Source organism: Pseudogracilibacillus sp. SE30717A (assembly GCF_037071985.1).
GTDB lineage: Bacteria > Bacillota > Bacilli > Bacillales > Amphibacillaceae > Pseudogracilibacillus.
Genome location: NZ_JAXHDF010000005.1, coordinates 190,232 through 202,071 on the forward strand (window position 1 = coordinate 190,232; position 11,840 = coordinate 202,071).

General features: G+C 36.2%; 15 protein-coding genes. 1 reads left to right on the forward strand and 14 read right to left on the reverse strand.

Annotated features, from left to right (window positions below; all coding sequences use genetic code 11):
* Positions 1 to 47: 47 nt before the first annotated feature.
* Positions 48 to 467: a universal stress protein gene (locus SPD48_RS09790; RefSeq protein ID WP_336257913.1), complete on the reverse strand. Its 420-nt coding sequence runs from the start codon at positions 465 to 467 to the stop codon at positions 48 to 50.
* A gap of 41 nt (positions 468 to 508) precedes the next feature.
* Positions 509 to 1,942, reverse strand: coding sequence for a SulP family inorganic anion transporter (locus SPD48_RS09795; protein ID WP_336257914.1), 1,434 nt, complete (start codon positions 1,940 to 1,942; stop codon positions 509 to 511).
* 163 nt (positions 1,943 to 2,105) lie between these two features.
* On the opposite strand from SPD48_RS09795, the gene SPD48_RS09800 reads away from it, so the two are divergent.
* Positions 2,106 to 2,648, forward strand: coding sequence for a recombinase family protein (locus SPD48_RS09800; protein WP_336257915.1), 543 nt, complete (start codon positions 2,106 to 2,108; stop codon positions 2,646 to 2,648).
* Between the two features lie 85 nt (positions 2,649 to 2,733).
* Here the strand turns inward: SPD48_RS09800 and SPD48_RS09805 are convergent, their stop codons facing one another.
* From SPD48_RS09805 to SPD48_RS09860, 12 genes are all read right to left on the reverse strand, one after another.
* Entirely contained in the window at positions 2,734 to 3,276 is a 543-nt protein-coding gene (locus SPD48_RS09805; RefSeq protein WP_336257916.1) for a methylated-DNA--[protein]-cysteine S-methyltransferase, read from the reverse strand.
* 111 nt (positions 3,277 to 3,387) lie between these two features.
* Positions 3,388 to 3,615 (reverse strand): hypothetical protein, encoded by a 228-nt coding sequence (locus SPD48_RS09810; protein ID WP_336257917.1) that lies wholly within the window; start codon positions 3,613 to 3,615, stop codon positions 3,388 to 3,390.
* A 121-nt stretch (positions 3,616 to 3,736) separates the two neighbouring features.
* Positions 3,737 to 4,528 carry a 2-keto-4-pentenoate hydratase gene (locus SPD48_RS09815; RefSeq protein ID WP_336257918.1) on the reverse strand — a complete coding sequence of 264 codons (792 nt, stop codon included), beginning with the start codon at positions 4,526 to 4,528 and terminating at the stop codon, positions 3,737 to 3,739.
* Between the two features lies 1 nt (position 4,529).
* Entirely contained in the window at positions 4,530 to 5,558 is a 1,029-nt protein-coding gene (gene dmpG / locus SPD48_RS09820; protein ID WP_336257919.1) for a 4-hydroxy-2-oxovalerate aldolase, read from the reverse strand.
* A gap of 25 nt (positions 5,559 to 5,583) precedes the next feature.
* Positions 5,584 to 6,459: an acetaldehyde dehydrogenase (acetylating) gene (locus tag SPD48_RS09825; RefSeq protein WP_336257920.1), complete on the reverse strand. Its 876-nt coding sequence runs from the start codon at positions 6,457 to 6,459 to the stop codon at positions 5,584 to 5,586.
* A gap of 25 nt (positions 6,460 to 6,484) precedes the next feature.
* On the reverse strand, positions 6,485 to 7,264 hold the full coding sequence (locus tag SPD48_RS09830; protein WP_336257921.1) for a 2-keto-4-pentenoate hydratase: 780 nt from the start codon (positions 7,262 to 7,264) through the stop codon (positions 6,485 to 6,487).
* Between the two features lie 79 nt (positions 7,265 to 7,343).
* On the reverse strand, positions 7,344 to 8,813 hold the full coding sequence (locus tag SPD48_RS09835) for an aldehyde dehydrogenase (RefSeq protein WP_336257922.1): 1,470 nt from the start codon (positions 8,811 to 8,813) through the stop codon (positions 7,344 to 7,346).
* A gap of 12 nt (positions 8,814 to 8,825) precedes the next feature.
* Positions 8,826 to 9,275 carry a RidA family protein gene (locus SPD48_RS09840; protein ID WP_336257923.1) on the reverse strand — a complete coding sequence of 150 codons (450 nt, stop codon included), beginning with the start codon at positions 9,273 to 9,275 and terminating at the stop codon, positions 8,826 to 8,828.
* Positions 9,272 to 10,282 carry an amidohydrolase family protein gene (locus SPD48_RS09845; protein ID WP_336258078.1) on the reverse strand — a complete coding sequence of 337 codons (1,011 nt, stop codon included), beginning with the start codon at positions 10,280 to 10,282 and terminating at the stop codon, positions 9,272 to 9,274. Before SPD48_RS09845 ends, SPD48_RS09840 begins: the two co-directional genes overlap by 4 nt.
* Positions 10,279 to 10,815: a 3-hydroxyanthranilate 3,4-dioxygenase gene (locus SPD48_RS09850; protein ID WP_336257924.1), complete on the reverse strand. Its 537-nt coding sequence runs from the start codon at positions 10,813 to 10,815 to the stop codon at positions 10,279 to 10,281. The genes SPD48_RS09845 and SPD48_RS09850 overlap by 4 nt, the downstream gene beginning before the upstream one ends.
* Positions 10,816 to 11,062: 247 nt before the next feature.
* A complete protein-coding gene (locus SPD48_RS09855) occupies positions 11,063 to 11,254 on the reverse strand; it encodes a 2-hydroxymuconate tautomerase family protein (protein ID WP_336257925.1) in 192 nt (63 codons plus the stop codon).
* A 53-nt stretch (positions 11,255 to 11,307) separates the two neighbouring features.
* On the reverse strand, positions 11,308 to 11,829 hold the full coding sequence (locus SPD48_RS09860; RefSeq protein ID WP_336257926.1) for an FAD synthetase family protein: 522 nt from the start codon (positions 11,827 to 11,829) through the stop codon (positions 11,308 to 11,310).
* Between the last annotated feature and the right edge of the window lie 11 nt (positions 11,830 to 11,840).

Here is an 11,840-nt window from a genome sequence, read left to right on the forward strand (position 1 = left end):
TAACTATATCGCCTTTTAGCGAAGTTAGTCTTTCATTAAATCATCATTTATTTTACTACCATTACTGGACAGTTAGCTCGTTTTACAACTTTATGACTAACACTACCTAAAACCATTTCTTGAAAAGCATTCAATCCTCGACTTCCAATAACTAACAAATCGTATGAATTGTTATTAGCAAATTCTACAATTGCAGGACCAGGTTCTCCATGGAAAATTTTCATCGTATACGGAATATGTGTATCATTTATTTTGTTTATTGCCGGGGAAATTTTTTCTTTTCTTTTTAATTCTAATTCTTCCTTACTCGATGCGTGTAAGACTTCCCCTTTTGCTTTTGAATACCCAGCAACTAAGATGACATCAATTTGGCATTCTTTTGATAAACTAGCAATTTTAATTGCTTCCTCTGTTGCTCTTAAGGAGTGCTCTGATCCATCAACTGCAAGCAAGATTTTTTTATACATATTTTCGCTCCTTATTTATTTTTTGCTATTTCTCCAATCATTTAACTTACAGCAAGTCTATCAACCATTTTTCTACTGGACTCATTTAGCCCTTCGATATTAACTTTATTATTATTTTCTCTATATTTTACTACTACTTTATCTATGGCAGATACGGCCGAATCATCCCATACAGGAGCATCAGTAAAGTCAATTACTATATGCTGATTTTTTATTTTATAGTCAAACGCTTCTACAAAACTTTCAACTGAAGCAAAAAATAACTGACCGCTAACTTGAAATACTATTTTTTCTTTACGTTCTAGTTGAGTCACCTTTATTTTAGAAATTTTGGCAACAAAGAAAATCGCACTTAAAATAACACCAGCAATGACTCCTTTGGACAGGTCTTTTGTAGCCACTACAATAATCACTGTAACAAGCATTACGGTAGCATCTGATTTCGGAGCTTTTACTAAATAAGTAAAGGAAGACCAATCAAATGTTCCAATCGACACCATGATCATAATTCCAACTAATACTGGCATCGGGATTTGAACTACTAAATCCCCCAATACGATAATCAGAAACATTAAAAAAGCTCCTGCAACAAAAGTAGATAGGCGGCCTCTTCCACCGGACTTAACATTTATTACAGACTGCCCAATCATTGCACAACCTGCCATTCCACTAAAAAATCCATTGATAATATTGGAGATCCCTTGTCCTCTCGATTCTCTATGTTTATCACTCTCTGTATCAGTCATATCATCAACAATTGATGCTGTCAGCAAAGATTCTAAAAGACCGACAATCGCTAATGCAAATGAATATGGTAATATTATCAGAAATGTTTCTAAAGAAAATGGAATGTCAGGGATTAAAAATACTGGTAGAGTTTTGGATATTTCTCCTAAATCCCCTACTGTTCTCAGATCAATGTTTCCATAAATCACCACAGCTGTTAAAAGTATGATAGCGATCAGTGGTGCCGGTATTGTTCTAAAAAAGCGTGGTACAATATAGACTATTAAAAGCGTTATCGCAACAAAAATATAAGTCAATGTCGAAATCCCTACAAAGTGTGGCACTTGAGCTAGGAATATGAGAATAGCAAGTGCATTTACAAAACCAATCATGACTGCGCGCGGAATAAACTTCATTAATTTTGCTATTTTGCATACACCTAAAATTAATTGAATAACCCCAGTTAATATCGTCGCTGCAAGTAAATATTCTAAACCGTGATCGCGAACAAGTGGTAACATTAAAAGTGCCATTGCTCCTGTTGCTGCTGAAATCATCCCCGGTCTTCCACCTACAAAGGAAATGACTACTGCAATACAGAACGAGGCATATAATCCAATCATCGGATCGACTCCTGCTATAATGGAAAAGGCGATCGCTTCCGGAATTAACGCTAAAGCCACAACGATTCCAGAAAGTATATCCCCTCTAATGTTTGAAAACCATTCATTTTTAATCGTTTCTATCAATTTATCGTTTCTCCTTTTCTAATCTGTTAAATCCATTCCGACACAATAAAAACTAGTATAGCATTTCCTGTCCCAAAAAGGAACAATTTTGGGAAAGGGATTTTCAAACAATAAAATGGTATAATTAACGAGTGATGATGAATTGTAAATAAAGGAGTTTATTATGATTATTGGGTATTCTAGGCCATTATATGAAGATCTCCAATGTGATCAGCAAATTACATTATTAAAGGAAAGAAACTGTAATAAAATTTTCAAAGAAGACCACACTTCAGCTAAGAGAAGACTAGAGCTAAAAAGAGTAATTGATATGCTTCAACCTGAAGATTTATTAATCGTAACACGACTTTATGCTCTTGCAGACTCTACCCATCATTTAGCGGAATTACTAATCGAGCTAGAGAAAAAGAAGGCATTCCTTATTTCTATCCAGGAAAATATTGACACAAGAAAAAAAGAAGGATTTTCTTTTTCCTATATCGTTAATCAGATAGCTGAGTTTCAAAGTGAAGTGATCAGTGAAAAAACAAAAAAAGGAATCGATAAAGCGAAAGAAAGGGGAAGTAATCTAGGAAGGCCAAAAAAACCAGATGAAAATGTGCAAAAAGCTATTTTAATGTACAAAAGTAAAAACTATACTCTGAAAGAAATAAGGGAAGAGACAGGAATTAGTAAATCTACACTATACAGATATTTAGAAAATTAGAGATTCCTATATTTGGTTTTATAATTGATATCTAAAGAGGGGGTGACTAATTATTTCCGTACATAATCTCTCCCTCAGTAAGGAATTAAACAGCGCTTCGAGATAGTTCAGCTTCTAACTGTAGCAATTTTCTTTTTGCTTCGACCCCATCTCGAAATCCTGATAATTCACCATTTTTGCGAATAATCCGATGGCATGGAATAAAAATAAGCGCCGGATTTTTTCCTATCGCTGAAGCGACCGCACGTACAGCCAAGGGATTGCCTATTTTCTCTGCTAATTCGCTATATATAGAGGTTTCCCCATACGGAACTTCAGTCAATGCTTTCCAAACCGTTTTTTGAAAAGGACTTCCAAGTACATCTAACGATACGTTAAATTGCTGACGTTTTCCTTCAACATACTCAATAAGCTGAGTCATATAGTTTTTTATCATCGTGTCATTTTCTTCAATTTTGCAACCTTTACATATTTGTTGAAGAGATTCTTCATGCTTTTTTTCATTATGGCTGTTAATGCTTACATAACATACTCCACTATCAGTTGCTCCAATAAAAAAATACCATGATTTATGAATCGTCTCAGAATAATAAACTACTTTTTCTGTTCGTATTTTCTTCACCTCCACTAAAAAATGAACACCTTTTGTTATCTATTTTAACGTAAAGGTGTTCATTAGGAAACTCAATTCATAAAGCTGTAGATAAAAAAGAATTAGAGGAAATTTACTTAAAAATTTTTACCGCATTCTTTCATCAAAATCTCCTTTATACTTTTCTTCGCTTTGTGAATCGTCTTGTGTTTTATGCTGCTTTTTTTCTTGCTCCGCATTTATCTTTAAATCTTCCATTGGAATGGTGTCCGTAAATTTTTGATTTTCAAAATCATCTAGCGGGGTTCGTTCGTCCTCATGATAATCGTGTTGCTTTGGAATTTTTTTTGTAGATTTTTTATCTGCATTTTTCATATGATTCACTCCCTTGGTCTTGTTACTAGTATTTATCCCAGTTCCAAGGGAGGTAAACATCATATAAGATTTTAACTTCCTTTACAAAATTTTTCTCTATACGAATTAAATAGTCAATTTATTAAACGCAGGAAACAGTCACGGCTCCTAAACTATCGAAGTCGGCAACTACTGTGTCACCAGATTCAAGCGTAATCGCTTCAGACATTGCACCACTAAGCACAATATCGCCATTTTTAAAACCTTTACCTTTTGCTCCTAACTGATTTGCTGCCCAAACCATTGCTTTCAAAGGGTGACCCAAGACAGCCGCACTAGATCCCGTTTGTTGCACCTGACCATTCTTGGACATTACCATTCCAATATTACCTAAGTCAACGGCATCAGGTAAAGTTAGTTTACTTCCAACAACAAATTTGGCGGAAGAGCAATTATCGGCAACAACATCTACTAGCGTGAAACGGAAGTCTTTATACCGACTGTCGATCACTTCCAGTGCTGGTGCCACATATTTTGTTGCACGTAAGATATCTTCTTCCGTAATATTTTCTCCAATAATATCTTCACCGATAAAAAAAGCTATTTCAGGTTCAATTTTGGGATGGATTAATTCATTTCGATTAATCGGTTCCCATTCATGGGCTAGCATATCCGCATGCAAATATCCATAAATTGCATCGTTGACACCCATCATTTCTTGTTTTGCTTTACTTGTTAATCCAAGTTTTATTCCGACTTTTTTCGTATTATTTTCTTTTATTCGTCGGCTAAGTAATCCATCTTGCAGTTCATATGCTTGATCGATTGTTAAACCTGGATATTCATCTGTAATTTTTATAACTTCATGGACATCTCTCTCAGCATAAAGTAGGTATTCTATAATATCTTTATCATTACTTGTTTTACTTGTCATTTTATGCCTCCACCTTTTGATTTTCTGCTAATTTGGCAGCAACGTCTAAAATCATATCTTCCTGCCCACCAACAACTTTTAACCTTCCTAATTCCATCAAAATGTCTCGTGGATCAAGACCGAATCTTTCTCCCGCTCTCTCCGCATGAAGTAGGAAGCTTGAATAGACTCCAGCATACCCCATAGCTAGACTACCTTTTTTAATTTCCTGACTACCTTGAATAATTGGTCCGACAACATCTTCGGCTAGATCCATCATTTTATATAAATCAATGAAGAGATTGTATCCCATCCGTTCCATAACAGCGATTAAAACCTCTGTTTGCGTATTTCCTGCACCTGCCCCTAGACAGCGAACACTTCCATCAATACGAGTTGCTCCTTCTTCAATTGCTGCAAGTGTATTCGCAACAGCAAGCGATAAATTGTTATGAGCATGAAAACCGATCTCTATATCCAAAGAATGTCGAAGTGCTTTGATTCGTTCTTTTACTTGATGTGGAAGTAGTGCACCTGCTGAATCAGTTACGTACACTGCTTGTGCTCCGTAGCTTTCCATTAACTTTGCTTGTTCTACTAATTTATCTACTGGGACAGAGTGTGCCATCATTAAAAATCCTAAAGCCTCCATACCTAATTCTCGAGCAAGCTGAATATGTTGCGCAGATACATCAGCCTCTGTTGAGTGTGTTGCAACCCTCACTAATTTCGCTCCGATTTCTCTTGCTTCTTTTAGTTCGTGAACAGTTCCTATTCCAGGCAATAACAATACAGCAATCTTAGCTTTCTTAGCTTCTTCTACAGCCGCTTCGATTAGTTTAAATTCGTTAACAAGTGATTTTCCGTATTGGACAGTTGAACCACCCAATCCATCTCCATGGCTTACTTCAATATAATGCATACCCGCATTATCTAAAGCTCTTGTTACATCTCTTACTTGCTGTACAGTAAACTGGTGGGCAACAGCATGGCTTCCATCACGCAAACAAACTTCTGTTATTTTAATGTCTTTCCCTTTTTGATTAGCCATTACAATACTCCTTTCTTTTTTAAAGTTATGAAACTACTTTTATTTTTCTGGCAAAATCTTCACCAACTTTTGTTGCAGCTGCAGTCATAATATCTAAATTACCTGCATATGTAGGGAAATAGTCTCCTGCTCCTTCTACTTCAATAAAAATAGTTACCATATTGTCATCAAATAATGGCTCTTGTTTCAGACGATATCCTGGTACATATGATTGAACTTTTTTTACCATTTCCTTGATTGATTGTGTAATTTTCTCTTCATCCATATGTTTCACTTCACAATAAATTGTGTCTCTCATCATAATTGGTGGGTCTGCAGGATTTAAGATAATGACTGCTTTTCCTTTATCAGCACCGCCTACTTCTTCAATCCCACGACGTGTAGTTATCGTAAATTCATCGATATTTGCACGAGTTCCAGGTCCCGCACTAAGGCTTGCAATCGTTGCAACAATTTCTGCATACGATACATCTGCAACTTGGTTTACTGCATATACCATCGGAATTGTTGCCTGACCACCACATGTAATCATATTTACATTCTTGTATTCTTTCTCTGTATCTGTCGCTCCAACCGCCGGACTAAAAAACGGACCAACTGCTGCCGGTGTTAAATCAATCACCATTTTACCAAGATCTTTTAATATTTTTGCGTGGTTGATATGTGCTTTTGCAGAAGTAGCATCAAAAAATATGTCTGCAATATCAGGGTTATCGATTACACCTTGGATACCATTTGAATAGATTTGATATCCTCTCTCTTTTGCTCTTTTTAAACCTTCTGAGTCAGGTTCAATTCCAACCATTGCCGCAACTTCAATGACATCACTTTTTTCAAGTTTATACATTAAGTCTGTTCCTATATTACCCGAACCAATTATTGCTGCCTTTACTTTTCCCACTTTAGAAACTCCTTTCTATAATTCCTTATTTAAAAGATACATTTACTGTTCCTAGCGGCCCAAAATCTGCTACGATTTCATCACCAGATGTTATCGCTACCGCACTTGATAAAGCCCCTGGTAGAATTAACTCGCCCTTTTTAAGTGAAATATCAAATTCTGCTAGTTTATTCGCTAACCATGCGATCGCTTGTGCAGGATGACCTAAGGCTGCTGACCCTGAACCAGTAGCAATAATTTCATTGTTTTTCTTTAAAATCATTCCATTTGTGCGTAAATTTATTTCTTCCAATTTTTTCACTTGATCTCCTATAACTACTTTAGCGGATGAGCCATTATCTGCAACAGTATCAATTAGTTTTATTTTCCAATCTTCAATTCGACTATCAATAATTTCAAGTGTAGGAACGATATATTCAGTTGCCATAACCACATCTAAAAAAGTAATATTTGGACCAGTCAAATCTTCCTTCAACATAAAACCAATTTCGGCTTCTACTTTTGGTGCAATCATTGATTTAATATTGACGGTATCACCATTATTCACTTTCATATCGTCAAACAAATGTCCGTAATCAGGTTCATCGACGTTTAACATCTCTTGCATCGCCTTACTTGTTAGACCTATTTTTTTCCCAATAATCGTCTTTCCTTGTTCCACTTTTTTCTTTACTATTTCGAGTTGAATATGATAAGCATCTTCAACTGTCAATTTATTATCTCGACTCGTAAATGGCTTGATCTCTATTAAATTTTCTTCTGCTTCTAATAACTCATTTGCATAATTAATTATTTTAATTGTCATGTATTATTTCCCACCTCTTATTTCTATGCTTTTTAAACAAATGAAAGGTGAATTGAATTCACCTTTCATAACTATTATTTTATTTTTTTATCGTAATTGTCTTAGCTTCCGTATAAAATTCGAAGCTATGCCTACCGCCTTCACGTCCTATTCCACTCGCTTTTGAGCCACCAAATGGCGTTCTTAGATCACGGACATACCAACAATTCACCCAAAGAAGTCCGGAATTGATGGAGGAAGTAACACGTTGCGATCGTCTTAAATCATTTGTCCATACGACCCCTGCAAGTCCGTACAAAGAGTCATTTGCAATATCAATTGCTTCTTCTTCTGTTTTAAATGGAATAATAACAGGAACTGGACCAAAGATTTCTTCTTGAGCAACTCTCATTTTATTATCGACATCATATAAGACAGTCGGCATATAGAAATTTCCTTCTTCAAACCCTTCGACTCTCTTACCTCCGTATGCTAGTTTCGCTCCTTCTTCAATTCCAAGGTTAACGTAATAATCGACCGTCTCTAAATGACTTTTCGATACAAGTGCCCCCATATCTGTACGTTCATCTATAGGATCCCCGACTTTGATTTGTTTAACTGCTTCTACAAATTTTTCTAAAAATTTATCATAAACACTTTCTTGTACAAGTATTCTTGAACCAGCTAAACAAATTTCTCCTTGATTACGGAAAATTGCTTCGATGGAACCTTCAACCGCTTCATCTAAATCAGCATCCTCAAAAACAATATTAGCCGATTTCCCTCCTAGCTCTAACGAAACAGGAATAAGGCTTTTAGCGGCATTTTGCATCACTGTTTTTCCTGTAACAGTTTCTCCTACAAAAGCTAGTCTTCGAACATTTGAGTTAGTGGACATTTCTGTTCCTACTGTACTTCCTGGACCTGTTACAATATTAAGTACCCCAGGAGGTAAACCTGCTTCATTTGCAATTTTTCCTAACAGAACAGCACTTAACGGTGTATAAGAAGCAGGCTTAATAACAATTGTATTTCCTGCTGCTAGAGCCGCAGAGGCTTTCCAAGTCATTTGCATAAATGGTAGATTCCAAGGGATGATTAAGCTTGTAACACCTACAGGCGCATATTCGGTATAAGACATGAACTTATGCATATCATAATGTTCATGAACCAAATATTTTGCCATTTCAGCAAAAAACCTGAAGTTTGCGGCCGCTCTTGGAATATCGAATCCACGACTTTCTGAAATTGGCTTTCCTACATCTAATGTTTCAACCATCGCAAGTTCATCAACATTTTTCAATATTAAATCCGACATTCTGCAAAGGATAGCGGAACGTTCCTCTACAGGCATGTTACTCCATACACCGCTTGCAAAAGTACGTTGAGCAACATCGATTGCTCGTTTTGTATCATCTATGTTCGCATTAGCAACTGTTGCTAATTTTTTATTCGTTGCAGGATTAAGAGAGTCAAATGTCTCCCCAGACTTAGCATCAACATAGTTTCCATCGATAAAAAGTTTGGCATCTTGCACGACTGTCTTATTTGTCAGCACTTCTTTTGTCACTTATTATCCCTCCTAATCTGCCACCTCAACGACCATTTCAATTTCAATTGCTGTATTATTTGGAAGTTGGGCCATCCCTACTGCTGAACGACCGTGTTTTCCTTTATCACCAAATAATTTCCCTAGTAAGTCAGATGCACCATTTGCGACAATTGGTTGTTCTGTAAAATCTTCTGTTGAATTCACCATGACAAGTAATTTCACAAACTTCGTTATTTTGCTCAATTCTCCCATCTCGTCTTTAATGACAGCGAGTAAATTAAGCATCGATTGTTGAGCGGCTAAATACCCCTCTTCTGTTGTCAAGTCTCTGCCAAGTTTTCCGTGATATTCATCAACACCTTGACCGGCCGTGAAAATCAAATTTCCTGTCCGAACGCGGCTAACGTACGTTCCAACAGCTGGTCTGAGCTCAGGTAATTCAAGACCAAGTTCTGTTAGTTTTTCCTCTGGTGTACTCATTTACCAACCACTTCCTTGATATCTACATTTAAAAAGTCTAATGCGTTTATTCCTAAGATAGCTTTTCTCTCTTTAACCGTTAATTCAATCGTTTCATCGATTACTTTTCCAGGATTAATTTCTCGTAATAGGAAAGGATAATCAGACCCCATGACAATTTTTTCATAGCCGAAACGATCGATTAAATATTTAAGGTTAAGCGGATCATAATTTAGTGAGTCAAAGTAAAAGTTCTTCGCATAAAAACTAGGTGGCTTACTAATTTTTCGAAGATCTGGCCATACATTCCACCCCTGATCTAAACGAGGTAAAATATACGGGAACGAGCCTCCACCATGAGCGAAACAAATTTTTAAATTAGGAAACTTTTCAATGACTGCACCATTAATTAAACTGGCTGCAGCTAATGCTGTTTCACTCGGCATGCCTACAGTATACATAAAATTATGACGTGGAAATCTTTCTCTTCCGAGTGTTTCCCATGGGTGAACAAATAGAGGTACTTGCCATTTTTCCGCCATTTCAAAAAATTGGGTAAAGGCAGGGTCATCTAGATTTTTTCCATTAACATTGGTACCGATTTCAATTCCCTTTAAGCCAAGTTCCTTCACACATCGTTCCATTTCACGGATGGAGACATCAACATCTTGTAAAGGGACTGTCCCTAGACCAATAAATCGTGTTGGATTTCCCTTAACTGTTTCGGCAATAAAGTCATTTTGAATTCTAGACATTTCTTCAGCTGCTTCAGGCTCAGCCCAATAGGAAAAAGTAACTGGAATCGGTGACAATACTTGAATATCAACACCTTCATTATCCATATCGTGAATTCTTTTTTCGGGACTCCATACTTGATCAGTAACTTCACGGAAGACTTTTCCTTCTACCATAATATTGGCACCACATGAACATGTTTTTTCTAACGTCGGCCAGCGCCCACCACCAAATTTTCCTGCAAAGTTTGGAATACTTTCTGGAATTATATGTGTATGAAAGTCTACTCTCATGGTTGCCACAACTCAACTTCTTCTGGCATTACATGGTCACAATTATTACATGTTCTAAGTTCTTCACTTGAACCAAATTCATCAATCGCTTCTTTTAACTGAACAGCAATATCAGTAAGTTCAAGCGTAACTCTATGCATTTCATGGTCACAATTATCACAGAACCAAACCATATGCTCTTCTACACCATTTCCACGTGATTCTTCGATTACCATTCCGATCGTATCTGCAACTCGGTGAGGTGAATGCGGCACATTAGCAGGAAGCATGAATACTTCGCCTTCTTTTACCGTGACAACTTCTCTTTTACCTTCATCATTAATAATTTCTACATAGCAGTCACCTTTAATTTGATAGAAAAACTCTTCTGCGGGGCTAATGTGGAAATCACGACGTCTATTCGGACCACCGACCATCATAACAATCATATTAGAACCAGGAAACATTTCCTTGTTATTTACTGGTGGCTGTAGTTGCCCCTCATTTTCATCAATCCAACCTTGTAAACTAACTGCATTGAATTCTCTTGACATATGAATACCTCCATTTTTTTTAATTATTTTTCCAAGTATCACTAAACCAAAATTTAAAAATACTTCTTGTTTTAAAAGCTACTAATCTTTTGAATGCGCTAACATTTGTTATTTGAATTATCTCTTCTTCAGTTATTACTACTATAATAAAGTAACATTATGTGAAACAAGGCGATAATTCCATAGTATGAAATTAAACAAATTTCTATTGAATGAATCAACTCGAGTAATATCACATCGTTTTATTTCAATTTTTACGATCTTGCATTATTTCTCCCCCAACAGCCCAGCGTGATTGAGGTATTTCTTGTACAATGACACGCACCCTTTCTTTCGGAACTTCTAAATGTTCTGAAGTTGCATCAGTTAAGGCACTAATTAGCGATTTAACTTTACTTTCAGGTCTACCTTCTAATATTTGTAAATTAATAATAGGCAAATGAGCCCTCCCTTCTATTTAAGATATGCATATTAAAAACCATCCAGACAGTGTTAAGTGAGTAAAGGAATAGCTTTATCAATATTTCCTTCAAGAATTAATTCCCTAATCCTTGTCGATGAAATTCTTTCTCCATTTACACAACAGACAGGGCTTATAGTTTCGACATTGAAATAATGCTTTAACAATCGAATATCCCCAGTCCGCTTATGACCAAATCGAAAGTCTTCGCCTACGATTATATGAAGCGGTTTCATTTTTGCTAACTTTTCAATAAATGATTCAGCTGTTTTATTCAAATATTCTTCATTGAAAGTTGCAATTACTGTATGATCGATCCCCAATGTACGAAGTTTTTTCATCTTTTCATTTTCGTTTGATAAAATTTTAGCACCAGTAAAATAAGCCCTAGGGGGAATATCGAATGTATAAATGACACTTGGTACATTTAACGATATACTCTTTTCGACTGTCCGTTTAATTACTTTTTGGTGTCCCTTATGAATCCCATCAAAAGCACCAATTGCAATGACAGCTCCATCTAGCCGAAGCTCTTCAGATCGATGTATCTTCACTATTCCTCCTC